The organism is Mycobacterium sp. 852013-50091_SCH5140682, from assembly GCF_001665685.1.
Lineage (GTDB): Bacteria > Actinomycetota > Actinomycetes > Mycobacteriales > Mycobacteriaceae > Mycobacterium.
This window is the reverse complement of sequence record NZ_LZTB01000058.1, coordinates 116018-139138: the sequence shown is the minus strand read 5'-3', so window position 1 is coordinate 139138 and position 23121 is coordinate 116018. Positions and strand designations below refer to the sequence as shown.

The window sequence follows — 23121 nt, the reverse complement described above, 5'->3', positions numbered from 1 at the left end:
GCAAAGCACCAGAACGGCTACCCGTACCTACCCCGCAGCTTGCAATGCGGGGAGAGTCTTTATCGTGCTCTCTCGCGGTATCGGTTGAGTACCTGGGTCTCGCTGATCGTCCATCCCTGGAAGTTGTTGCCGTACTGGACACTTAGCGGTCCCATCGCATCCCGTTCGACGTTGGTCGGGTTGATCAGCAGCCGCAGTGCCGCCGTCTGGATCACGGACTCGATGTCTTCTGCCATGCTGTCGTCAGTGAACCCGATACCTCGGGTGTAGCTCTTGGCTCTGGAGGTGACCACGGACAGCACAGCGTCGGCCTGCTCGGTGGTGATGGTCAGGCCTGACAATGTGGACAGGGATTCAGCGGTGATCATTTAGGCGGCGTCGTACAGTCGCACCACACCGGCAGGGTTGGGGAACCCGAAGGCAATGCGAGCGGTAGCCCGCACCTGCACGGCGTCATAGTCGAACGCCGAGTCGAACGAACGGGTAACCGTGGTGCCCGTGCGCTGGACAATGAGAATCTGGGAAGCGTCCACGCCCCAGGCGTTACCGGCGGCGACGTCGGTGGAGACCAGCACGGGGACACCGGCAAGGGTTTGACCGTCTGCCACGCTTTCGAACAGCCCCTTATTCGAGCCGGTCTGTTCCTTGACCTTCGCCAGGGTCAGGGCAACGTCCGGTGCCAGGATGAAATGGGTGATGGTCGCGCCATCGGCCAGGGCGGCAGCCTTGGCGTCGTGGAACGGATCAAGCGACGTTAGGGTAACTGACCCGGTGTCAACAACATTCACACCAGCAAGCGACAATAGTCCGCTCGGTCCGTTGGTCACGGTGTTGCCGAAGAATGCGGCATCAATCTTCTTCGCGATGGCTCGGCCCAAGCTCTGCCCGACCATATCGGCGGCAGCGGGATTGCTGTCTCCTGCTGCCTCAGTGGAGATTTGAGTCAGACCCTTGACCGCCCTGGGAGTGACGACCAGCTCCGTGGTCGTCGGGTCGGCAAGAGTGATCTGGGTGTTCTCTGCGTACCATCCGACAGCCGGATCGGCGGTCAGCATCGGAAAGCGGATGCTTTCGTTATCGGTCGTGACGAGCGTTCCAGCTTGGAACGCAATGGACTTCGCCGCGATTACGGTGTCGATCAGTTGGCCGTAGCCGTCTGGAGTCCACGCGGTCGATAGACCGCTACCTAGTACTGCCATTTATGAAATGCCTTGCATATGAGCGTTAATGGGGACGCTCGACGCCATCGGGGCGGAGCAGCCACGCCACCAGGACGTTATATAGCTACCCTAAGTATATGTCACATTTAGCGAAATAGACCCGAGAAGTCAGTGGGGGCAGTGGATTCCGACCGCACACCCTGGCCAACGTCGCCCCGAGGCTTGCGGGCAAGGTGGGGTTTGCGCTCGATCAGATCGGTGATCGCCCGGGCAATGTCGTCCAGGTTCTCGTCGGAGTAGGTGAGGTCGGTGGGATCGGCCAGCCGACCGTCCAGCTTCACCAGGGCGTCGTGCAGTCGGTGGCGTAGTTCGTCTGCCCCCTTGGCACGTTCGCGGTATTTGGCGCTTTCCTGCCGCAACGTCTCCACGTACTCACGTGAAAACGTCTCTGTATCGCTCTCTGCCACATCAGAATCCGCCTCCGGTGTAGTCACTTCACCCGGCGCGGGTTCGTCGTCCTGGATGGCGTCTAGGCCTGTTTCAGCCATTGCTCTTTCTCTTTCGATTCTTCACCGGTTTCGGTGGTTCGGGGACGGTCACAATCCGTTGCACGCAACGGCAATTGAAATGTCTAGGCATCCAGTGCGAGGGCGGCCATACCCGACCGTTCCTGGCCCACCTCTGGCACTTGGGGCAGGCGTCGGATTCCGTCTGACGAACCCATCCGAGATAGCCACCGCGAGCCTTGCGGGTTCCGCTCAGGGATTCCTGCACGGCACCCTGGGCGGTGTGCAGTACCTCGGATACGGCCAGACGTTCGGCACGTGCCAGCGGGTCGGGATCGGCCAGAATGGTCTTGGCCGCTTGCATCAGACGCTCTGAGTCGTCGGTGGGTAGCAACCCCTGGGCAAGGGACACCCGGCCCGTCACGTGTTCAAGCTGGCGTTGCGTCCACGCCTCCGCCAGCGAAACAGCCTGAGCGTTCCCTCGTTGCACGATGGCGGCGACGTTGGCAGCACGTGTTGCCCGGGTGACGTTTCGTCGGTTAGCGGCCCGTCTGGCGGCGTGCGCGGTGGTGTCGGCCAGCTTCTCCAGCGCGGCCTGATAGGCCTCGGCAGGCTCAGCCAAGGGTGTCCCCGGTGTCGACGCCTAGCCCGATGCCATCCAGGGTGTCGGCGCGGCGAGACACTCGAATGGCTTGGATCTCGTCGTCGCTATAGCCGAGCTTCGCCAGGGCGTAGGAGACCGGCAGGATTCCGGCTTGCACCAGCTTCACTACGGCGTCGGATTCCTGAGCTACCGAACGGGTAGCAGCGTCGGCCCACTGGACCCGAACGATTCCGGGGTCTGTCGCGGTGGAGACGACCATCAGCAGGCGCGCCACCTGTTCCCAGGATCGACCGAAGAGGAGTTGCTTACCCTCGGCCCTGGCGGTCAGGGATGCCTCACTGGCTCGCAATGCGTCGGCGGATGTGGGTTGTGATGTGAGGATGCCCAGGTAGTGGGACGGGAGCGCGGACACGGCTTGGATCTGGGACACCAGGACACGGACGGCAGTCTCGAACCCGGCAAGTTGACTCTCAGTGAAGCTGCCGAACTTCGTTTCGGGCGCCTCCGCGATGGCCCAGGCGGTAGAGGATTCATTGAATGGTGTCGTGGTTTCAGTGACCCGCTTACCGTCCGCAATCACCGGGTTGCCATACCCATCGAGTACCGGTTTCTCGACCATCTCGACCCCGGTGACCCAGCGCCTTCCAAAGCCTGCGGCGTGCGAGGCAATCACCATGTCTAGGGTCACCTTCACCAGGGCGTCGGTGAGGTCGCGCAGATCGTCAATCTCGCTGCGGTGGTTGTCGAACGGGACTAGTGGAACGACACCCAGCGAGTGAGGAATTGTTTCGATCAGGTGGTAACCGCCGATGGCAGCGTTAGGAGAATCCGAACGCCAATGCTCTACCCGGTCGGGCAGATACACGTAGGCCTCGGTGGTGTGCTTGGTGGAGAACCGTTTGATACCCGCGACCACCGACCGGTCTGCGGGGTCACGGATCACGGCGCACTGGAACGGGGATTCCACAGTGGCCGTGGGTTTTCCATCCTTGGACCACACCAAGACAAACCCTTGGCTGTAGGTCAGGGCGTCGGCGTGGACCTGGGCAGTGAGCTGGTCTAGATCGTTGGCTATGAACGTTTCCCAGGCGCGAGGGTCGCTGAACCCGGTGACCCGCAGGCGCTCAGTCAGGCTGGAGACAGCCAGGGCAGGCACGTTGATGGACATTCGGCATAGCCTGTTGTCCAACGCTTTCCGGGATTCTGTGGACAGAAACGCTAAGGGTTGCCCGCCGTCTGCGTACAGCCGAAGCATTCCGTAGCGGCCCTGTGGGGAATCGAGTTCGTGGAGAAGATCACGGAGAAGATCGTTCATCGGGTGATCACCCGGTACCTCTTTTTCTGTTTTCCGGCAAGCCACGTGGCGCGACTGACGGCCATCACCAGGGCGGCTGCAAGGTCAATACGGGGAGCGTTGCGCGACCGGCTGGCCTTGCCCAACTTCAAGCCACCGTTAGGCGTGTCCACGACAGTCGCCGCTAGGACGTGCTCGCGGAGCGGGGCGTCCCCGCTGTGCGTCATGCGCTTGTTGACGATGGCCGAATGCAGGTCGGTAGTCATCGCGGTTAGACGGCTGGCACTCTGCGGGATCTCCATTACCGGGATGCCCTCACCGGCAAGCACTTGCAGGGTGCGGGTCCAGCGGTGAGGGTCGGCGGCCACCTCCAGCACGTTCCACCGTTGGCAGGCGTCCCTGATGGCCCGTTCGACCTCCAGGACGTCAATCCGCTTGTCGGGATTGTCTTCTGGCTTGAACAGCCGATAGGTGGCGACGTGCGGGGTGGCGGATACCGTGGCGACGACCAGTGCTGTGGTATCCCGGCTGTGTGAGCCGTCAAGGGAGACAACAACATCCACCCCATCGGGGACGCCTACACCTGTGGCTATCGCGTCCCAGGTGTAGGCGGTGACGAACGGGTTCTCATTATCGGTGACCCACTGAACCAAACGCACTCTGCGGAAATGGCTTTCAGTCATCTTGGGTGGCTGGAGGGCGGCCAGGGCGTCCCGGTACAGGAAGTCATCGAGAGCCGGGTTCGCCAGCTCTAGACAGTGGTCACAGTCGGTGGGATGGGACTCGAAACCGGCTGCACTGATCTCCACGTAGACCTGGGCAGTGTCGTCGGGGTGGTCAATCGCATGCTGCCGGAACTGTGCCAGCACGTTGTCGGGTCGCGGTCCAGGTGTGCCAAGAACCAAAACTGTTGATTCCCTTTGCTTCCCACTTGCCAGGGCGACCACTTCGTAGGCTTCTGGCAGGACTCGGCCACCTTCGTCCACGATGCACAGGGTCGGGTTCCGACCCTCCAGGGCTGCGGGTGTTCCTGGTAGGCAAGTCATTTCGGATTCAGTGCCAGGGACCACTAAGTGGTCCTTATAGGCGGTGACTCGACATTCCAGCTCGGGATTGCGGGCAATGAACTTGACCGCCATGCCGAAGATAATCCCGGCCTGCCGTTCATCCACTGCGATAACGTCGACGCCGACACCCTGCCCGGTCATTAGCACCCATACCGAAATTGCCGCTGCCAGCGAGCTTTTGCCATTTCCACGTGGCATTGCCACTGCGGCTAGTCGGGGACGTGGCCGTGGGTCGAACACCTGGGATACGATGTCTATCTGCCAGCCACGGGGGACCATCGGTGACCCATCGCTGAATCGCAAGTATTTACAGGCGAATTCGTAGAACTGAGCACTAGGAACACCGCTTGCGTTAAAGGCAAGTGGCTCAAGCACTCTCGGCGGTTTGGGTCCGCGCTTCAATCGGTTAGGTTTCCTGCGGTATGGGTGTCAGCAACGCTGACGATAGGTGTGTAGCTAACTAGGAAGGCTAATTAGAATGGTGTCACGGCGGCCATTAGATCGGCTCCGCGCATTCGCTGCGCTAGTGTGGGCCGGAATGGGCGCCGCGTACTCCCCACCCCAACTCGGTTGCGTAACAGTGCCTTTCACGTACGACCGACGGAAGCAACCAGCAAAGCGGCAACGATGCAACGGGCACGCTGCGACCTGAGTACAGCTATCGGTACCTAGCAGCTAACCCAGCTGCTGGTAGTCAGGCGCATACGGTCGGCTGACATTGGCACCACGTGCTGGCCCGAGCTGCATGTTATGGGCATGACAGACTACTATGCAATCCTCAAGTCTCACAACGAGTCCCGCTTCCATACGGTCATGCGCACGTGGGCTATGGTCGAGCTCTATCCCACCTTGGCATCCGCCGAGATGTGCGAAACTGCAATGCTTTTGGATACGCAAAGCTTGGCGGCGAAGCCGTCGCCAATGTGAGCCATACGTCTTGTCACCCTTGGCCCTGCGATACGTTCCATAGCTTGGACACTTGGGGGCGACACATTCGGGACACCGGGTGTCCATCGTGGACTCACCGCAGTTGATGCAGGGCCTCGGGACGCCAGCGGTCACACCACAGCCTCTACTTGCACGGCGTAGTGCCCGTAGTCATGCCCGGTCGCTGGGTGGTTCTCGTCGTGGATTCGCTCACCGATAACCCGATATACGTTGCCGCCCAGTGTTATTCGGTCGGCATTCTCCAGCTTGATTGCAGCGGCTCGCGGTGCCCAGACGATAGTGACCATCTCGACCGTCTCCCCAAACCCATTGTTGGCGGTGACTCTGGTCGGCTGGATTGCACAGTGTTCGATGGTTCCGACCAGGATCTCCGTCTCAGCGTCCCCGTGTCGATCCTGGGTCCGGCGGTAGACCGTAATCGTGTGACCGCCCGTGATTCTCAATGCAGATCGCTTAGCTTCCGTTGTGGCACACCGTAGTTGGCAATGGGTACGTTGGCGTAGACACAGGTGACTCGGTACTCAGTGCAGCGTCGGCCCGCTGGCAGCACGACCGTGCGGGAGAGCGGCCAACCAACCTGATACAGCGGTACCCGTGCATCGGGCATCGTGGGACCGGTCAAGGTTCCCTCAGTGACCGCTAGGCCAGCGTCGTCCAGGACGCCAATGGTGTGGAGGAGATCGGCCTTACTGGTCAGGTACGAAACTCCGGCCTGTCCAAGTTGCTGGAGATTGCAATGGGCTACGGCTCGACCGTCGAGCGGGAGCGGGGTGCCGGTATAGGGGGAGACGAGTAGACCGTCCCGAGAAATGTGCCAATAGCGCCAGGCATCACTCACGCATTGCCCTCTGATTGCCCCGTAGAGGGACGTTCGCCGCCGTCTGATGTGTCGGCACCAAAGAGCAGACCAAGGGCCGCAGCGCGGGCCTGATCGGCGGTTAGCCGGAAGCGGCACACACCTACCTTGGCATCCTCGACGGCGAAGTACACAAACTCACCGGGTGCCGACTCCACGGCGGTGTCCACGACATTGGAGAAGTCGAACGCCAAGCCGATAGGTGCGCGACCCTCGGCATAGCGGTGTAGACGGGTCACTCGGAGTCCTCCCGGCACTTGTTGCACAGTGGTGCCCCACCCGAATACCTACCGCACTCCAGACAGGTGAGGGACGGCGGGCAGGACAGTCGGTGCATCATGCGGTCAGCTTCTCGAGCTTGTCCAGCAACATCTTTCGTGCTCGGACAGGGTTTGCGCTCCACACCTTCGCGGCACTGAAAGCAGTCCAATCGGCAAGATCGAAAGCGTGGCCGGGTAGGTCACTCTCTGCCTTCACCTGCATCACGTAGTACTCGCGCAACTCTTCATCGGGTTCGAGGTAGGCCAGCAGTAGGCGGCAGGCCAAGATATTGCAATTCCGTTTGTAGTCGGTTGCTGTGTCCTGCATGGCTTTTACCTCCCAACCGTTTCGGGCTGTTTCATAGTCACCGGTTCCGTTCCCAGGGTGAGCCGCTGGCGACCGATGCGGCGACCGGTGTGGACTCCGCACGGTTCGTACTCGTCGCCTACGCCGCCCTGGGCGATATGGGCCGGGACAACGAGGCACGTCGGGATTGAGTTGTGAGCCAGCAGTCCCTTATCCCGGCAGCGGGCCAGCGCCTCAGAGATACGTTTGGCAGGCACGTCGAAAATCTCTGCCAACTGTCCCGGCTTGAAGTTCGCATGTCCATTGGCGCGAGCAGACCCGTAAGCCAGGAACGCCAGGCGGTCCCAGAGCGGGCGGTCAGGATCGGTTGACAGCTCACGAAAGCAACCCTGATAGTGCTTTCTCCAGGGATTCTGGACAACCAATGCAATTCCGCTCGACGCAATTAAACTCCGGCTTACCTCAATGGTAACAAGTAATCCGAATTTAAGTGCGTTGGACCAGCGCCTACCGGTGTGTCGGGGTGGTCGATTGTTCCGTTTTGAGCGGAAGTCAGTTCCGGTTCAAGCGGAACTCCGTAGCGCGCTGACCTGTGGTTATTCATTCTGTCTTCTAGTATCTATATGCAACGCGAAAAGACAAAGGGGTGGGAATTCATGTCAGCTTTCACCAAAGGCGCGCTAACCGTGATAGTGACAATAGATAGGCTAATCAATGGGCACTATTACATTTCTGCCCTTCGCGTTCACAGTGCGCCACCCCGCACCGTCTGGGCCTTCTGGGCAGATACCCAGGCGTCGAGGTCGGTACGGTCGTAGAACACCTTGCGGCCCAGTGAATACGAACGCGGCCCCTCGCCACTGCTTCTCCACCACCGCAGGGTGTTCTCGGGGATGTTGAGGTACTTGCTCGTCTCCGCGAGCGTGAGCCGGTCAGGCAACGTTTCCTTCTCCTATGCAGCAGTCATCGGTGATTGACTTCCCGAAGCTGAGCATGAGGCTCGGCCCTCCTGATACAAGCGTACCAGTGGTTTCACATGGTGATCGGTGAGAAGTGTTGGGCGGTAATAATTCCCGTAATAGTGCCCCATCTATGTCGGCTGGACAGCCTTCTCCATTGCGGCGGCAAGGTTGTCAAAGTCGTCGGGCAGCATGTGGCTGTAGACGTTCATCGTGGTTGTGGCATTGCGATGGCCCAGGAGCTTCTGCACGGTCACCACCGAGGCGCCCTCGGACAGCGCCAACGATCCGGCGGTGTGCCGCAACGTATGTGGCGTCACGTCGCCAAGGTTGAGCTTCGCCACAGCCTTGTCGAACCGGACCCGGAACCACCCAACAGTCATAGCCTGACCATCAGGGCCAGGGAATAGGAACTCTGACGGCTCGCGTCCCTCGGTTGCTCGGCGCAGTTCCTCGACGCACTCGGATGTCAGGATCGGTACCGACCGCTTCTGGTGGGTTTTGGTGTCGCCCTCGATCCGACCCAGACCACGAACCCCTGTGATCCCCTTGGAGATGTTCACGCGCCGCTTCTCTAGGTCCACATCACCCACACGCAGTGCAGCCGCCTCCCCGAAGCGGATACCGGAGTAGGCGAGGAACCGCACCATAGCCGCCAGGGAAGTCCGCGACGGTCGGGTATCGCTGCGTTGGCGAACCTCTGCAGCTGCCGTTTCCACGGCCAGCGCCCGCACCTGGTTATGGGTAAGGGCCAGTTCGTTACTCTCTGGCTTGCTCGGCAACGTGATGTTGTCGGCAGCGTTCGCGGGTAGGTACTTAGCCCGCACGGCGTAGGCGAACACTTGGTGGACCACCTGGTGGGTTTGGATCACGCGAGCGGGGGAGAGTCCAGCATCCGGTGCACTTTTGCGCTTGTGCTGGCGGGCCGCCGGATCGGTGGAAAGCCACGTGATCCACGTCTGTAGAGCCTCGTGGTCGATGTCCCTGAGACGTTCGTTCTGCCACTTGGGCAGGATCACCACGTCGAGCAATCCCCGGTATCCGGCGACCGTCTTGGGTGCCCGGCCCACCTTTGTCTTATGCCACGCCTCAGCGACGGTCCCGAATGTCTCGCCGGATCGCCTGGGGTTCGCATACGTCCCCGTCTCCAGGCTGGTGACCACCGACCTGATATGTCGCTCGGCCTCGGCTCGGCGGTCGAACGCTTTCGACGCCTCGTTACCGTCGTGGTCCACCCATCGCGCCAGCCAACGCTTGCCCTGACCGTGGCGCGCGGTGGTGACAATCTTTCCTGGCTCACCATGACGGGTGTCCAGACACCAGCACCCGGGGCCGGGGTTGTCGGCAGGGAACGGCACCTGCTCGCCCTTGCGGGGGTCGCGGTGCCAACGATCCTCCACCCCTGAGCGGGTCGAACGTTTCACCAGGTCAACGGTACGCGCCGTGCGGACTGTCTGCGGACTGAACATGTCGAGTAAAGCCGTTTGGTTATCTAGTTACCAGCTCTGAACTGGGTTTATTAGGGTGCCCTCGGTGAGATTCGAACTCACACTGGACGGGTTTTGAATCCGTTTCCTCTGCCAGTTGGGATACGAGGGCATCGCTTCCGTTGGGTGCTGCGGCCTACCACCATAGATGATGGCCCCGCAGTCGCTCATCGGCGGCTGCCACGACACAATATCTCCATGACCGGGTCACCGACTCACGCCGCCAAGCCCCACCGCGTTCTCATCGCCGAGGACGAGGCGCTCATCCGCCTCGATCTCGCGGAGATGCTGCGAGAGGAGGGCTATGACGTGGTCGGTGAAGCCGGCGACGGCCAGGAGGCGGTGGATCTGGCCGAGAAGCTGCGGCCGGACCTGGTGATCATGGACGTCAAGATGCCGCGCCGCGACGGGATCGACGCGGCGGCCGAGATCGCCAGTAAGCGCATCGCGCCGATCGTGGTGCTCACCGCGTTCAGCCAGCGCGAGCTGGTCGAGCGGGCCCGTGACGCCGGAGCCATGGCGTATCTGGTGAAGCCGTTCAACGTCACCGACCTGATCCCGGCCATCGAGGTGGCAGTCAGCCGCTTCGGGGAGATCGCGGCGCTGGAGAGCGAAGTTGCGAACCTGTCGGACCGGTTGGAGACGCGCAAGCTGGTCGAGCGCGCGAAAGGCCTGCTGCAGAGCAAGCACCAGATGAGCGAGCCCGAGGCGTTCAAGTGGATCCAGCGCGCGGCGATGGACCGTCGGACCACCATGAAGCGGGTCGCAGAGGTGGTGCTGGAATCGCTCGACCAACCCACGGAGGCCGCCGCCGACGAAGGCTAGCGGTGTTAATTGTGGGTTTCTGATGTTGCGGACAGTCGCATTGCGCGAGAGTCGACGCGACCAGCATCAGTCAACATCCCGCACCACGGCGATGCTTTGGCTATGTTCTACCCCGAAGCATCGGCGCCTGCCTTGGTCGGCTGGTCGTCGGCGCCGCTGACAACACTGACCCGGAGGTGAACGTGCGCGGTGGCATTGCACGAAAAGCGTTGGTTCTCGGTAGTGCAGGGCTGATGGTGCTCGGCATGGCGGGCTGCCAGAAGCAGTCGGCGCCCGAGCAGCAGGCAGCGCAAACCAGTTTGAAGATCGTCGAGCAGTTCCCGATCGACGAAAACGGTGCCCAGATCAAGCCACCAGACACGGCGGCGGCGGCGGATCCGGCCGGTGACGGCAAGGCCACCTGCCCGCCGCTCAAGCTCGCGATGATGGGCGCGCTGACGGGCCCCGATGCCGCACTGGGCATCAACATCCTCTACGGTGCGCAGTTGGCGGTCGACAAGCACAACGCCGCCAACCCGGGCTGCCAGGTGACGCTCGAGAAGTTCGACACCGAGGGCGATCCCAACAAGGCCAACGGCGTCGCCCCACGCATCGTGGACACCCAGGAGATCATCGGGCTGATCGGCCCCGCGTTCTCCGGTGAGACCGATGCCACCGGCGGTCTGTTCAACCAGGCCGGTCTGGTTGCCACCACCGCGTCGGCGACCCGTGTCGACCTCAGCAAGAACGGCTGGCGCACGTTCTTCCGCGGCCTGGGCAACGACGGCAGCCAGGGCACCGCAATCGCCAACTACCTCAAGAACACCCTGGGCAACAAGAAGGTCTGCGTCGTCGACGACCAGTCCGCCTATGGCATCGGCCTGGCCACCGTCGTGCGCGAAACCCTTGGGCCGGTGGCCGACTCGGGCTGCAACATCTCGGTGAAGAAAGAGGACAAGGACCTCTCGGCCGCGGTGACGCAGATCAAGGGTGTGGCCCCGGATTCCATCTTCTACAGCGGCTACTACTCGCAGGCGGCACCGTTCGTCCAGCAGTTGCGCGACGCCGGTGTCACCGCGGCATTCGTCAGCGCCGACGGCACCAAGGACCCGGAGTTCGTCAAGCAGGCCGGCCAGGCGTCCAAGGACGCCATCCTGAGCTGCCCGTGCAGCCCCGCACCTGCGGCCTTCGCCAAGGAGTACACCGCCAAGTTCAACCAGGAGCCGGGCACGTACAGCACCGAGGGCTATGACCTGGCCACCATCCTGCTCAAGGGCATCGACTCCGGCATCAAGGATCGGCCGGGCCTGCTGGAGTGGGTGAAGACCTACAACGCACCCGGCGTGGCTCGCCAGTACCAGTGGACCGACACCGGTGAGCTCACCAACACCCTCATCTGGGTGTACAAGGTTCAGTGACGATCTGACGACGGAAACGCGTCCGGGACAACCAGTTCCGGACGCGTTCTTCGTTGGTAACGCCGAGCGAAGAGGAGCCGCACCCGGATGATCCCGGATTGCGTCAGTGGCTACGTGTGCACCGCCGCCGACATCAACTTCAATGTCGAGAACCTGCTGCACGGGTTCTGGCAGCTCACGATCGACGGCCTGGCGTGGGGTGCGATCTATGCGTTGGTGGCAGTGGGGTACACGCTGGTTTTCGGTGTGCTGCGGCTGATCAACTTCGCGCACTCCGAGATCTTCATGCTCGGCATGTTCGGCGCCTACTTCTGTCTGGATGTGATCCTCGGTTTCAGCGCCAACGGCAACGCGTACAACGTGGGCGTCGGATTGACGGTGATGTACCTGGGCATCGCGATGATCTTCGCGATGCTGGTCTCAGGATCGGCGGCCGTCGGTCTGGAGTTGATCGCCTACCGGCCGTTGCGGAGACGCAATGCGCGGCCGCTGACGTTCCTCATCACCGCGATCGGCATGTCGTTCGTACTGCAGGAGGTGGTGCACTTCGTGCTGCCGCAATTCCTGAAAGGCTACGGCGGCAGCAACGCTCAACCACCGATCATCCTGGTGCAGCCCAAGACTCAGTTCCACGTGTTCAACTCGAGCGTTTCCAACGTCACCGTCGTGATCATCGTCGCTGCGGTGATCCTCGCGGTGCTCACCGACATCGCCATCAACAGGACGAAGTTCGGTCGCGGTATCCGCGCGGTGGCCCAGGACCCGACCACCGCGACGCTGATGGGCGTGTCGCGGGAACGGATCATCATGACGACGTTTCTCATCGGTGGTCTGCTGGCGGGTGCCGCGGCGCTGCTCTACACGCTGAAAGTGCCGCAGGGCATCGTCTACTGGGGCGGATTCGTCCTCGGCATCAAGGCATTCTCGGCGGCCGTGCTCGGTGGCATCGGCAATCTGCGCGGTGCACTGCTGGGCGGCCTGCTGCTGGGCATCATCGAGAACTACGGGCAGGCGGTGCTGGGGACCCAATGGCGTGACGTCGTCGCGTTCGTTCTGCTGGTTTTGGTGTTGTTGTTCCGGCCCACCGGCATCCTGGGGGAGAGCCTCGGAAAGGCACGGGCGTGATGAGCGAGCACGAATCCGAACGGCGATCGATCACCCGGAAGATCCTCGCGCCGGGCGACGCGATCCGCGACGGCTGGTCGACTTTGCCGCGTCCGATGAAATGGATCTTCGGCATACCGGTCTTCGCCCTCTTGGCGTTGCTGCCGCTGAATCCGCCGCAGATCCTCGACACGCCGGGTGTCAGCTTCGGCGGCACCATGGCCCAGTTCGCGATGGTCGCCATCATCGCGATCGGCCTCAATGTTGTTGTCGGCCAAGCCGGTTTGCTCGATCTCGGGTACGTCGGGTTCTACGCGGTCGGCGCATACACGGTGGCGTTGCTGACCAGCCCCAGCAGCCCGTGGAATCAGGTCGGGCCCAACGGATTCCTCGGCACCCACTGGGCCTGGCTGGCCTGTGTGCCACTGGCCATGGCGGTTACCGCCATGGCCGGGCTGGTGCTGGGCATCCCGACACTGCGCCTGCGCGGAGACTATCTCGCCATCGTCACCCTCGGTTTCGGCGAGATCATCCGATTGCTGGCCGACAATCTGGCCGGCGTGACCAACGGGCCGCGCGGTCTCAACGAGCTCGCCTACCCACGGTTTCGTGAGGCGCAGCAACCGCCGAACGGTGTGTTCTCCCATGGCAACTCGATCGGCAAGGACAACTACGGCACCTGGTGGTTCTGGCTGAGTCTGCTGCTGATCGTGGTGATCCTGCTGATCGTGGGCAATCTCGAGCGCAGCCGGGTGGGCCGCGCCTGGGTGGCGATCCGCGAGGACGAGGACGCTGCGGAGGTGATGGGCGTCAACACGTTCCGCTTCAAGCTGTGGGCGTTCATCATCGGAGCCGCGATCGGTGGACTCTCCGGTGCCCTCTACGCCGGGCAGGTGCAGTTCGTCGCCCCGCCGACCTTCAACATCATCAACTCGATGCTCTTCTTGTGCGCGGTGGTGCTCGGCGGGCAGGGCAACAAACTCGGCGTGATCTTCGGCGCGTTCATCATCGTGTATCTGCCCAACCGGCTTCTGGGTGTCGAGCTGTTCGGGGTCAACCTGGGCGATCTGAAGTACCTGTTCTTCGGGCTGGCCCTGGTGATGTTGATGATCTTCCGGCCGCAGGGCCTGTTCCCGGCGCGCCAGTTCCTGCTCACCTACGGCGCCGCGGCACGGCGATTGTTGCGTACCGGCCCGGCAGAAAGGTCGGCGCCATGACCGAGGACGGGTCGCCGACGACGGAGATCATCGAGGAACTGGCCGGTGTTCACCGGGAGATCAACGCCGCCGAAGGCGAAGTGCTGTTGCAGACAAAGGATCTGACGGTCAAGTTCGGTGGCCTGGTGGCGCTGGACAACGTCACCTTCGACATCCGGCGCGGTGAGATCCTCGGCCTCATCGGCCCCAACGGCGCGGGCAAGACCACCTGTTTCAACGCCATCACCGGTGTGTACCGGCCGAGTTCGGGTTCGGTGCTGTTCGACGGCGCCCCGTTGGGCCGCATCAAACGGCACCAGATCACCCGACGGGGGATTGCCCGCACCTTCCAGAACATCCGGTTGTTCGGCGAGATGACGGCGTTGGAAAACGTGGTGGTCGGCACCGACGCCCGGCACCGCACCTCTGTGCCCGGCGCGCTGATCCGGACACCGCGGCATCGCCGCGAAGAACGCTCGGCCATCGAACGCGCCGCCGCACTGCTGCATTTCGTCGGGATCGCCCATCGCGGTGAGGAGAAGGCCAAGAACCTGCCGTACGGCGATCAGCGTCGACTCGAAATCGCCCGCGCACTCGCGACGGAGCCGAAGCTGCTGTGCCTCGACGAACCGGCTGCGGGGTTCAACCCGAGTGAGAAAGCCGCTCTCATCGAGTTGATCCGCAAGATCCGTGACGATGGATACACCGTGCTGCTGATCGAACACGATATGCGCCTGGTGATGGGAGTCACCGACCGCATCGTCGTACTGGAGTTCGGCCGCAAGATCGCCGACGGCCTGCCCGCGGAAATCCGGGAGGATCCGAAGGTGATCGCCGCATACCTGGGGGTGCCTGATGACGAGCTCGGCTGACAGCGGGGACCGCCAGGTCTTGCTCGAGGTTCGCGACGCGGTCGTGCACTACGGCAGGATCCAGGCCCTGCACGGGGTTTCGCTGGTGGTGCATGAGGGTGAGCTGGTGACACTGCTGGGCTCCAACGGCGCAGGCAAGACGACGATGATGCGCGCGATCTCAGGTCTGCGTGCGCTCACCTCGGGTTCTGTGTGGTTCGAGGGCAAGGACATCTCTCGTGTCAAGGCGCATCTGCGCGTCGCCTCCGGGCTGATCCAGGCACCGGAGGGCCGCGGGGTGTTCCCGGGCATGTCCGTCTTGGAGAACCTCGAAATGGGTTGCTATGGACGCAAGTTCGCGTCCAAAGCCGAGCACGACGAGCGGCTGGACTGGGTGCTGGAAACCTTCCCGAGGCTGGCTGAGCGGCGCAGCCAGGTGGGTGGCACATTGTCGGGAGGGGAGCAGCAGATGCTGGCGATCGGCCGGGCGCTGATGGCCCGACCCCGGGTGCTGTTGCTCGACGAGCCGTCAATGGGCTTGGCGCCCATGGTGATCTCCCAGATCTTCCGCATCATTTCCGAGATCAACAACCAGGGCACTACGGTCTTGCTGGTGGAACAGAACGCCCAGCAGGCACTCAGTCGATCGGACCGGGCCTACATTCTCGAAACCGGCAACGTCACCCGCACCGGCCCTGCGCGAGAACTGTTGGCCGACGACGCTGTTCGGGCGGCGTACCTCGGTGTCGCCTGATGGTGCTCAAGTCAGCTGCCCTGTTCGTGCTCGCCGCACTGCTCGAGATCGGCGGTGCCTGGTTGGTGTGGCAAGGCTTGCGTGAGCATCGAGGCTGGTTATGGATCGGCGCGGGCGCGGTGTCGTTGGGCGCCTACGGATTCGTGGCGGCGTTCCAACCCGACTCCCACTTCGGTCGGGTGCTGGCCGCTTACGGCGGCGTGTTCATCGCGGGGTCGTTGATCTGGGGCGTCGTTGCCGACGGTTTCCGCCCAGACCGCTGGGACGTCATCGGGGCACTGATCTGCCTCGCCGGTGTCGGCCTGATCATGTACGGCCCGCGCTGACCCTCAGCTCAGATGCGCGCTGCCGTCGGCGAGGTCGCCGCGGCGCAGCCCCATCGGCGTGGCGGCCGGCAAATCGCCTGCGGCCACCACCTGTCGGGTGATCGGGGTCAGCGTCTGGAACAGGGTCTCGACCTCCGCGTCGGTGAGGCCGTCGAGCGCGGTGAGGGCCGCGGCATCGGTGCGGTCCTCGATCGTCTGCTTGAGCCGCCGGCCCTCCTCGGTGAGTTCGCCTGACCCGTCGAGCAATCCGCGCGCCCGCAGTTCGTCGCTGTAGTGCTCCCACTGTTCGTCGTCGTAGTCGCGGGTGCGCATGAGCGTCTCGCGCGGCGTGCGCCCCGACGCGGCGTGCAGAACATTGGACTGCCGCCCGGTGATGCCCTCACCGACCAGGATCGCCACGTGGGCGTCGCCGCGCTGTTCCCGCAGCAGGGTGGCGGCGTGCCACAACTGTGCGATGGGGTCGTCGGGCCAGTCCAGTGCCCGGTTGGCCGCGTAGAGCGCTCTGCCGTCCAACGGTGCGGTACGGGCCGCCTTGGCGGCAAGATCGGCGGCGGTGCGGGTCGTTTCATCGTCGATGACGCCCGAGCGCCGCAGCACGGTCACGGCGGAGTCGAGGCGGGCCGCCAAAGCTGCTGTCGGACCGGCGATCTCCCACGCTACGGGCAGGGCCTTGGCGACCCGGGCAGTGGTGAAGTTGTAGAACACCGCCGCGACCACGTCGGCAGGCACCTGACCCAATGGTGCCGAACGCGCGGCCATGTACCCCATCCAGAACCCGCGGTAGCCGAGCGCGTCGAGGGCGGAGCGACATTCCGGCGCGAAGTAGGTGATTCCGTGTACCGGCTCGAAGCGTTCGTAGAAGCGGCGTGCCAGTGACGGTGAACGACCCATGCCGTCAGTTAATCACCGGTCTGATCGTCATGATCAACCGCGGTGACCGCTTCGTCGATGATGGCCCGCATCGCGCGTTCTGCACCGTCCGCGTCGCGCAGTCGGATCGCGCGGGCGACCTCGTCGTGCAGTTCGATCGCGGCGGGGTTGGGCTGTACCGGCATCAGCCCGTGGTGTGTGCGACCCGTGAGCACCTCGGCGACCACATCGTTGAGCGCCCTGAACATCTCGTTGCCGCTGGCTTCCAGCAGAGTCCGGTGGAACACCTTGTCCGCCAACAGATATGCGTCGAGATCGCCGGACCGCCCGTGCACCACCATGTCGGATACCGCCGCTGCCAGGATGCGGCAGTGATCGGGATTGGCGCGCCGGGCCGCCAGCGCGGCGGCGGCCGGCTCGAATCCGCGGCGCAGTTCCGACAGGGACACCAGTTGGGCGGCCCGGTCACCGGCCTCCAGCCGCCAGCGAATCAGCCTGGGGTCGAAGACATTCCAGTTGGCCGCCGGTTGGATGGTGATGCCGACGCGACGTCGTGACGCGATCATGCCCATCGACTCGAGCACGCGCATGGCCTCACGCGCGACACTGCGCGACACCCCGTGTTCGGCGCTGACCGCTTCCAGGGTCAGGACCTGCCCCGCGGCGAGTTTGCCGGAGACGATGCCGGTGCCGAGCGCGGTCAGCAGATTGCCATGCAACGCTCCGACGTTTGATGGCGAGGACACGGATACATCGTGTCATACACGCGTCGACGTGGAGTAAAAACAGATTACTTACAGGAAAGCTTGCAAACGTATGACTTTTGAGGCAGGCTTTGTGACGGCAAACACAACCGTGAGGTGGAGTGCATGGGATCACCAATCGTCATCATGGGCGTTTCGGGTTCAGGAAAATCGACGGTCGGCGCGGCATTGGCGCAACGGCTACGCGTGCCGTTCGGCGACGCGGACGATTTCCACCCGCCGGCCAACATCGCCAAGATGGCGGCCGGGCATCCGCTCGACGACGACGACCGCTATCCGTGGCTGGAGACCATCGGTCAATGGTTGGCCGATCACCATGACGGCGGCGTGATGAGCTGCTCGGCACTCAAGCGCAAGTACCGCGACCAGCTACGACGGCACTGCCCGGACGTGCAGTTCCTGCATCTGACCGGCACGCCGGAGGTGATCAGCCACCGGCAGGCCAGCCGTCCCGGTCACTTCATGCCTGCCGCACTGCTCAACTCGCAGTTCGAGACGCTGGAGCCGCTGGATCCCGACGAGGCCGGCATCACCATCGACGTAGACCAGAACATCGACGCGATCGTCGACACCTACGTCGCCGCCACCTCGCCGGTGCGGGGCGAACAGTGAACCCCGCGCTGCACGTCCTCGCCGAGGGCGCGAAACTGCCGGAGCCGGTCGCACCGGGCTGGGAACTGATCGTGGCATTCCTGGCCGGTATCGCCGTGATCGTGGTGCTCATCTCGTGGGTGAAACTGCACCCGTTCCTCGCGCTGATCTTCGGTGCCTTGACCGTGGGTGTCGTCCCTCTGATCCTCAGCGTGTTCACCGGCGACACCGTCAAGCAGAGCCTGCCCACGGTGATCACCTCGTTCAGCGACGGATTCGGTTCCACGGCAGCCGGTGTGGGCATCCTCATCGCCCTCGGCGCGATGTTCGCCAAATTGCTCGCCGATTCCGGTGGTGCGGACGAGATCGTCGACACCATCGTCGGGCACGCCTCACCCAGGATGCTGCCGTGGGCGATGGCCCTGGTGGGCGCCATCATCGGGCTGCCGATGTTCTTCGAGATCGGCCTGGTGCTCCTCATGCCGGTGATCTACCTGGTGGCGCGGCGTTCGCACCTGTCGCTCATCACCGTCGGCATCCCGGCGCTGGCCGGTCTGTCGGCGATGCACGGTTTCGTGCCGCCGCACCCGGGCCCGCTCACCGCGATCGACCTGCTGCACGCCGATCTCGGCGTGACACTGGGGCTCGGTGTACTGGTCGCGGTGCCGACGGTGGTGGTCGCCGGTCCGTTGTTCGGAAAGCTGGCGGGCCGCTGGGTTGTCGTCGATGCCCCGGACACCTTCGAAGGGGACCGTGATGATGCGGAGGACGCACGGCGCCCGTCGTTCGGCATCACCATGTTCAGCGTTCTGCTCCCCGTCGTGTTGATGATGGGGAAAGCCTTGTGCGACATCTTCATCGACAACAAGAAGCAGTGGCTGCGGGTCACCTTCGACGTGCTGGGCACTCCGCTGGTGGCGTTGCTCATCGCGGTCGTCGTCGGCATGATCACGCTGGGCCGCGGCGCCGGGATGTCGCGCGCGGCCATCACCAAGTGTGTCGAGTCGGGCTTGCCGCCGGTCGCAGGCATCATCTTGATCGTCGCTGCCGGTGGCGGGTTCAAACAGGTTCTGGTCGACAGCGGGATCGGCACGATGCTGGCCCGCTGGGCCGAGAACGTCAACATCTCGGTCATCCTGTTGGCCTGGGTGCTGGCGGTGCTGATCCGGTTGGCCACAGGCTCGGCGACGGTGGCCACCATCACCGCCTCGGCGTTGGTGCTCGGCCTGGTCGAAGGCATGAGCACGGGGCAGACATCGCTCGTCGTGCTCGCGGTCGGTGCGGGCTCACTGTTCTTCTCGCACGTCAATGACGCCGGATTCTGGTTGGTGAACCAGTATTTCCGGCTCACCGTGAGTCAGACCATCAAGACGTGGTCGTTGATGGAGACCGTGTTGTCGGTCGCCGGTCTGTTGTTCGTGCTCCTGCTCAGCCTGGTGGTGTGACGGCTCAGCTCTTGACGACCTGGGTGCCGCCGGCGAGTTCGTCATGCTTGCCCTGCTTGGTCGGGCTGCTGCTGATGGTCACCGCGATCACGATGATCGCCACGATGCCGAGGAACCCGCCGATGAACGGGATGATCGGCAAGAGGGTGAACGCATTTCGGATCGCCGATTGCGCAGCGGTGGGTTTGGCGGCACCGCCGGGCCCGTGGACCGCCAGCCCGAGCAAGCGCTTACCGGGAGTCCAGCCGCTAGTTGTCTCAAACAGCACGAAATAGACGAAACTCAGTAGGCCCGTGAACAATCCGGTCACCCAGTAGCTCGACAGCGAATCCGTCACCACCGACAGCACGATGGAGACGATGCCCACCAGGATCCCGTCGATGATCCGCGCGAAGAAACGCGCGGCCAGACCGCCCGGCTGCTGAGCCCCGTGCGGCGGAAATCCTGGCTGGCCGTACTGTCCCGGTTGCGGCTGGAAGTCACCCGTCGTCATACAGCCAAACTACCGCCCGCGGCGCTCGTTGAGCTGTGCGCGCACCATCTCGCCCAGTTCCGCGCCGCGTTCGCGAGCGACGTCGGCCACGGTCGACGCCCGTTCGCCGGCGGCCTGGGCAAGTTCGGGGCCACGTTCGCGGGCCACGTGGGCCAATTCGGAGGCCCGTTCGCCGGCAGCCTGAGCCAGATCGGGGCCGCGATCGCGGGCCACCTGGGCCAGTTCGACGGCGCGCTCCCGAGCAGCTTCGGCAAGTTCTCGGCCGCGCTCGGCGCCGATCTGCAAGCCATGGCCGAGCTTCTCGGCGACGTCGCTGTCGGCCAGGGACTGTCCGGTCGACTCTCCGAGCGGCCAGGCCGCGGCGACCGTTGCCGACGCGGCGCGGGCGGCCCGGCGTCCGCGCCATGCCAGCGACGGTTTGCCCTCGGTGTCGGCCGCGGCGATGATCAGTCCGCCGATCAGGCTGACGTCGGTGAGGAACGCCCGGCGTTGTTCGGCTTGCCGCTCAGGGTCGGATTCGGACCAGAAGGCGTGGCTACCGAGGCCTCCGGGGATCACCGTGAGCGCGAGCAATCCTGAGGCCAGTCGCGGCATCCGGCCGGTGGCCAGCAACAGACCGCCGCCGATCTGAACCGCCGCGTTCACCTTGGCGACGGTTTCGGCTTCGGGTACCGAGGTGGGCGCGACGGGGGGCGGCAGCTTGCGGACGGCGCCCACGACGGGCCGGGCGGCGTCTGCGGCAGGTTTGGGGCTCCGCAGCGCATCCACGCCGCGGGCGATGAACGTGGTCGCCAGCATGGGCCGGGCAATTCGTCTGATCAGCATGGTCTAGGTGTTTCCGCGGCGGCGCTACCGCAAACCTGTTGCGGCGAACCGGTCGGGTACTGAACCCGCAACGCAGCCCAAGCGCTGACCAGAACCGGCCGTATCGGTGTAGCTTCTCGGGCGTGGCTCTTGTTGCCGGCATCGACTCATCCACCCAATCGTGCAAGATCGTGGTCTGCGACGCTGACAGCGGCGCGGTGGCGCGCTCTGCGTCGACACCGCATCCCGGCGGAACCGAGATAGACCCGCAGCACTGGTGGGCAGCTCTGCAGACGACCATCGCCGCGGTCGGCGGTCTCGACGACGTCGAGGCGCTGGCCGTCGGCGCCCAGCAGCACGGCATGGTGTGCCTCGACCGGTCCGGGGCCGTGGTGCGAGATGCCTTGCTGTGGAATGACACCCGTTCGGCCGCCAGCGGGGCACAGCTGGTCGACGAGCTGGGCGGCCCTGCCGAATGGGCGAACCGCGTTGGCGTTGTGCCCGTCGCGGCGATCACCGCGAGCAAACTGCGATGGTTGGTCGACAACGAGCAGGCCCACGCCGATGCCACGGCAGCGGTGTGCCTGCCGCATGATTGGCTGACCTGGCGGCTGAGTGGCTCGACCGACATCGCCGACCTGCGCACTGACCGCAGCGACGCGAGCGGCACCGGCTACTTCTCGGCGGAGACCGACAACTACCGCGAAGACTTGCTGGAGCTGGCGATGCGTGGGCGTCGGCCCGCGCTGCCCGCGGTGCTCGGCCCGGCGGAGATCGCGGGGACCCTGCCGGGCGGTGCGCTGCTCGCGCCCGGCGCCGGAGACAATGCCGCCGCCGCGCTCGGTCTTGGCGCGGGGCCGGGGGACTGTGTCGTATCGCTCGGCACCTCGGGAGTGGTCAGTGCTGTCGGCGACGCCGCACCACATGATCCGGACGGGATCGTCGCCGGATTCGCCGATGCCACGGGGCGGCAGTTGCCGCTGGTCTGCACGCTCAACGGGGCACCGGTGCTGGCCGCCACGGCCGCCATGCTGCGGGTGGACTACGACGAGTTCGACCGGTTGGCGCTTTCGGCACCGCCGGGAGCCGACGGCTTGACGCTGGTGCCCTATCTGGAAGGCGAACGCTCACCGAATCTTCCCCAGGCCCGCGGTGCACTGCACGGTGTGACGGCGCGGAACTTCAACTCCGCCAACCTCGCCCGCGCTGGAGTGGAGGGGCTCTTGGCGTCGATGGCGTACTGCATCGACAAGATCGTCAGCTACGGCGTCAGCGTCGACCGCATCATCCTGGTCGGCGGAGGCGCCCGTTCGGAAGCGGTGCGGCGGATCGCCCCGGCCATCTGGGGTCGCCCCGTACACGTGCCACGGCCTGACGAGTACGTCGCGCTCGGTGCCGCCCGCCAGGCGGCCTGGGCGTTGAGCAAGCAGGATGCGCCGCCGGCGTGGAGCCTCGGCCCCATCACGCCGTACACGGCGCCGCCGACTCCGCAGGTCTTCGAGCAGTACCTGGCGGCGCAGCCGCTGACGCTCGGTCAGTGAACTTCGACTGGGAGCCGTTGGCGCAGGGCGTGTGGCGGGCCCGGTTACCGTTCCTGGACGTGACGGTCGGCCTGGTGGCCGGCGACAACGACGTGCTGCTGGTCGATTCTGCAAGCACTCTGGCCGAGGCCAGAGCGATCGAGGCGGATGTTCACGTCCTGACCGGCCGGCCCGTCGGCCAGATTGTGCTGACCCACAATCACTTCGATCACGTGCTCGGCAGTGCGCAGTTCACCGGGGCGCGGATTCATTGCGCCCCGGAGGTGATCGAGACCCTGTCCAACGGCCGGGCGGACCTGCGGGCCGAGGCGCTGCGCTACGGTGCCGACCCGGTGCAGGTGGATGAGACGATCCAGGCTCTGCGCACACCGCTGCACGGGACTCACGACACGACAGTGGATCTCGGCGGCCGCAGCGTGACGGTGAGCCATCCCGGACGAGGCCACACCGACCACGACCTCATTGTCGTGGTGCCCGGCCAACGCACCGTTGTGTTCTGCGGAGATCTCGTCGAGGAGTCCGGCGATCCGGCCATCGATGAGCACTCCGACGTCGTGGCGTGGCCCTCGACCTTGGACGTCGTGCTTGCCGCGGCAGGACCCGACGCACTGTTCGTACCGGGCCACGGCACGGTCGTCGATGCGGATTTCGTTCGGCGCCAACAGCAGTGGCTGCACGGGCAGGTGCCTGGCCGAAGGGCGTAGGCAGCTTT

Annotated in this window: 25 protein-coding genes and 1 tRNA gene; 11 read left to right on the top strand and 15 right to left on the bottom strand. The window is 64.2% G+C overall.

Annotated elements, in window-relative coordinates; genetic code table 11:
• Positions 1 to 59: 59 nt before the first annotated feature.
• The 11 genes from A5784_RS18480 to A5784_RS18425 form a co-directional block, all read right to left on the bottom strand.
• Positions 60 to 368 carry a hypothetical protein gene (locus tag A5784_RS18480; protein WP_064946334.1) on the bottom strand — a complete coding sequence of 103 codons (309 nt, stop codon included), beginning with the start codon at positions 366 to 368 and terminating at the stop codon, positions 60 to 62.
• Positions 369 to 1199, bottom strand: a complete 831-nt coding sequence (locus tag A5784_RS18475; RefSeq protein WP_064946333.1) for a phage major capsid protein — start codon at positions 1197 to 1199, stop codon at positions 369 to 371.
• Positions 1200 to 1306: 107 nt separating this feature from the next.
• A complete protein-coding gene (locus A5784_RS18470; protein WP_064946332.1) occupies positions 1307 to 1708 on the bottom strand; it encodes a hypothetical protein in 402 nt (133 codons plus the stop codon).
• Positions 1701 to 2288, bottom strand: coding sequence for a structural protein (locus A5784_RS18465; RefSeq protein WP_064946331.1), 588 nt, complete (start codon positions 2286 to 2288; stop codon positions 1701 to 1703). The genes A5784_RS18470 and A5784_RS18465 overlap by 8 nt, the downstream gene beginning before the upstream one ends.
• Positions 2281 to 3630: a phage portal protein gene (locus A5784_RS18460; protein ID WP_232006121.1), complete on the bottom strand. Its 1350-nt coding sequence runs from the start codon at positions 3628 to 3630 to the stop codon at positions 2281 to 2283. Before A5784_RS18460 ends, A5784_RS18465 begins: the two co-directional genes overlap by 8 nt.
• Positions 3582 to 5006, bottom strand: a complete 1425-nt coding sequence (locus A5784_RS18455; protein WP_353651913.1) for a terminase large subunit domain-containing protein — start codon at positions 5004 to 5006, stop codon at positions 3582 to 3584. The genes A5784_RS18460 and A5784_RS18455 overlap by 49 nt, the downstream gene beginning before the upstream one ends.
• Positions 5007 to 6413: 1407 nt before the next feature.
• Complete coding sequence (locus tag A5784_RS18445; protein WP_156750637.1) at positions 6414 to 6674, bottom strand: hypothetical protein; 261 nt, start codon at positions 6672 to 6674, stop codon at positions 6414 to 6416.
• Between the two features lie 97 nt (positions 6675 to 6771).
• Complete coding sequence (locus A5784_RS18440) at positions 6772 to 7023, bottom strand: hypothetical protein (protein WP_064946326.1); 252 nt, start codon at positions 7021 to 7023, stop codon at positions 6772 to 6774.
• Between the two features lie 724 nt (positions 7024 to 7747).
• Positions 7748 to 7942, bottom strand: a complete 195-nt coding sequence (locus A5784_RS18435) for a helix-turn-helix transcriptional regulator (RefSeq protein WP_064946325.1) — start codon at positions 7940 to 7942, stop codon at positions 7748 to 7750.
• A gap of 150 nt (positions 7943 to 8092) precedes the next feature.
• On the bottom strand, positions 8093 to 9385 hold the full coding sequence (locus tag A5784_RS18430; RefSeq protein WP_232006119.1) for a tyrosine-type recombinase/integrase: 1293 nt from the start codon (positions 9383 to 9385) through the stop codon (positions 8093 to 8095).
• A gap of 101 nt (positions 9386 to 9486) precedes the next feature.
• A tRNA-Leu gene (locus A5784_RS18425) sits at positions 9487 to 9560 on the bottom strand.
• A gap of 86 nt (positions 9561 to 9646) precedes the next feature.
• Here A5784_RS18425 and A5784_RS18420 point away from each other — a divergent pair.
• The 7 genes from A5784_RS18420 (at position 9647) to A5784_RS18390 (ending at position 15901) form a co-directional block, all read left to right on the top strand.
• Positions 9647 to 10273: an ANTAR domain-containing response regulator gene (locus A5784_RS18420; RefSeq protein WP_064946323.1), complete on the top strand. Its 627-nt coding sequence runs from the start codon at positions 9647 to 9649 to the stop codon at positions 10271 to 10273.
• Between the two features lie 182 nt (positions 10274 to 10455).
• On the top strand, positions 10456 to 11670 hold the full coding sequence (locus A5784_RS18415; RefSeq protein WP_064946367.1) for a branched-chain amino acid ABC transporter substrate-binding protein: 1215 nt from the start codon (positions 10456 to 10458) through the stop codon (positions 11668 to 11670).
• An 87-nt stretch (positions 11671 to 11757) separates the two neighbouring features.
• Positions 11758 to 12795, top strand: coding sequence for a branched-chain amino acid ABC transporter permease (locus A5784_RS18410; protein ID WP_064946322.1), 1038 nt, complete (start codon positions 11758 to 11760; stop codon positions 12793 to 12795).
• Positions 12795 to 13991: a branched-chain amino acid ABC transporter permease gene (locus A5784_RS18405; protein ID WP_064946321.1), complete on the top strand. Its 1197-nt coding sequence runs from the start codon at positions 12795 to 12797 to the stop codon at positions 13989 to 13991. Before A5784_RS18410 ends, A5784_RS18405 begins: the two co-directional genes overlap by 1 nt.
• Positions 13988 to 14842: an ABC transporter ATP-binding protein gene (locus tag A5784_RS18400; protein ID WP_064946320.1), complete on the top strand. Its 855-nt coding sequence runs from the start codon at positions 13988 to 13990 to the stop codon at positions 14840 to 14842. Before A5784_RS18405 ends, A5784_RS18400 begins: the two co-directional genes overlap by 4 nt.
• Positions 14826 to 15575, top strand: coding sequence for an ABC transporter ATP-binding protein (locus tag A5784_RS18395; RefSeq protein ID WP_064946319.1), 750 nt, complete (start codon positions 14826 to 14828; stop codon positions 15573 to 15575). Before A5784_RS18400 ends, A5784_RS18395 begins: the two co-directional genes overlap by 17 nt.
• Positions 15575 to 15901 (top strand): YnfA family protein, encoded by a 327-nt coding sequence (locus A5784_RS18390; RefSeq protein WP_064946318.1) that lies wholly within the window; start codon positions 15575 to 15577, stop codon positions 15899 to 15901. Before A5784_RS18395 ends, A5784_RS18390 begins: the two co-directional genes overlap by 1 nt.
• 3 nt (positions 15902 to 15904) lie before the next feature.
• Here the strand turns inward: A5784_RS18390 and A5784_RS18385 are convergent, their stop codons facing one another.
• Both A5784_RS18385 and A5784_RS18380 read right to left on the bottom strand, forming a co-directional pair.
• Entirely contained in the window at positions 15905 to 16792 is an 888-nt protein-coding gene (locus A5784_RS18385; protein WP_064946317.1) for an SCO6745 family protein, read from the bottom strand.
• Positions 16793 to 16800: 8 nt separating this feature from the next.
• A complete protein-coding gene (locus A5784_RS18380; RefSeq protein WP_064946316.1) occupies positions 16801 to 17517 on the bottom strand; it encodes a FadR/GntR family transcriptional regulator in 717 nt (238 codons plus the stop codon).
• Between the two features lie 123 nt (positions 17518 to 17640).
• On the opposite strand from A5784_RS18380, the gene A5784_RS18375 reads away from it, so the two are divergent.
• Positions 17641 to 18147, top strand: coding sequence for a gluconokinase (locus A5784_RS18375; RefSeq protein WP_064946315.1), 507 nt, complete (start codon positions 17641 to 17643; stop codon positions 18145 to 18147).
• Positions 18144 to 19571 (top strand): GntP family permease, encoded by a 1428-nt coding sequence (locus A5784_RS18370; protein ID WP_064946314.1) that lies wholly within the window; start codon positions 18144 to 18146, stop codon positions 19569 to 19571. The genes A5784_RS18375 and A5784_RS18370 overlap by 4 nt, the downstream gene beginning before the upstream one ends.
• A 4-nt stretch (positions 19572 to 19575) precedes the next feature.
• Here A5784_RS18370 and A5784_RS18365 read toward each other — a convergent pair whose 3' ends face one another.
• Positions 19576 to 20064: an RDD family protein gene (locus A5784_RS18365; protein WP_064946313.1), complete on the bottom strand. Its 489-nt coding sequence runs from the start codon at positions 20062 to 20064 to the stop codon at positions 19576 to 19578.
• Positions 20065 to 20073: 9 nt separating this feature from the next.
• On the bottom strand, positions 20074 to 20862 hold the full coding sequence (locus A5784_RS18360) for a DoxX family protein (protein WP_064946312.1): 789 nt from the start codon (positions 20860 to 20862) through the stop codon (positions 20074 to 20076).
• Positions 20863 to 21011: 149 nt separating this feature from the next.
• Between A5784_RS18360 and xylB the strand changes: the two genes are divergently transcribed.
• Together xylB and A5784_RS18350 are read left to right on the top strand one after the other, a co-directional pair.
• Positions 21012 to 22409, top strand: coding sequence for a xylulokinase (xylB, locus tag A5784_RS18355; RefSeq protein ID WP_064946311.1), 1398 nt, complete (start codon positions 21012 to 21014; stop codon positions 22407 to 22409).
• Entirely contained in the window at positions 22406 to 23113 is a 708-nt protein-coding gene (locus tag A5784_RS18350; RefSeq protein ID WP_064946310.1) for an MBL fold metallo-hydrolase, read from the top strand. Before xylB ends, A5784_RS18350 begins: the two co-directional genes overlap by 4 nt.
• Positions 23114 to 23121: the final 8 nt, after the last annotated feature.

Excerpts from the sequence above, each read along its gene's own strand:
- A5784_RS18475 (WP_064946333.1), bottom strand. The coding sequence starts at position 1,199 with ATGGCAGTACTAGGTAGCGGTCTATCGACCGCGTGGACTCCAGACGGC.
- A5784_RS18375 (WP_064946315.1), top strand. The coding sequence starts at position 17,641 with ATGGGATCACCAATCGTCATCATGGGCGTTTCGGGTTCAGGAAAATCG.
- A5784_RS18480 (WP_064946334.1), bottom strand. The coding sequence starts at position 368 with ATGATCACCGCTGAATCCCTGTCCACATTGTCAGGCCTGACCATCACC.
- A5784_RS18440 (WP_064946326.1), bottom strand. The coding sequence starts at position 7,023 with ATGCAGGACACAGCAACCGACTACAAACGGAATTGCAATATCTTGGCC.
- A5784_RS18360 (WP_064946312.1), bottom strand. The coding sequence starts at position 20,862 with ATGCTGGCGACCACGTTCATCGCCCGCGGCGTGGATGCGCTGCGGAGC.
- A5784_RS18410 (WP_064946322.1), top strand. The coding sequence starts at position 11,758 with ATGATCCCGGATTGCGTCAGTGGCTACGTGTGCACCGCCGCCGACATC.
- A5784_RS18470 (WP_064946332.1), bottom strand. The coding sequence starts at position 1,708 with ATGGCTGAAACAGGCCTAGACGCCATCCAGGACGACGAACCCGCGCCG.
- A5784_RS18395 (WP_064946319.1), top strand. The coding sequence starts at position 14,826 with ATGACGAGCTCGGCTGACAGCGGGGACCGCCAGGTCTTGCTCGAGGTT.
- A5784_RS18420 (WP_064946323.1), top strand. The coding sequence starts at position 9,647 with ATGACCGGGTCACCGACTCACGCCGCCAAGCCCCACCGCGTTCTCATC.
- A5784_RS18365 (WP_064946313.1), bottom strand. The coding sequence starts at position 20,064 with ATGACGACGGGTGACTTCCAGCCGCAACCGGGACAGTACGGCCAGCCA.
- A5784_RS18400 (WP_064946320.1), top strand. The coding sequence starts at position 13,988 with ATGACCGAGGACGGGTCGCCGACGACGGAGATCATCGAGGAACTGGCC.
- A5784_RS18390 (WP_064946318.1), top strand. The coding sequence starts at position 15,575 with ATGGTGCTCAAGTCAGCTGCCCTGTTCGTGCTCGCCGCACTGCTCGAG.
- A5784_RS18405 (WP_064946321.1), top strand. The coding sequence starts at position 12,795 with ATGAGCGAGCACGAATCCGAACGGCGATCGATCACCCGGAAGATCCTC.
- A5784_RS18385 (WP_064946317.1), bottom strand. The coding sequence starts at position 16,792 with ATGGGTCGTTCACCGTCACTGGCACGCCGCTTCTACGAACGCTTCGAG.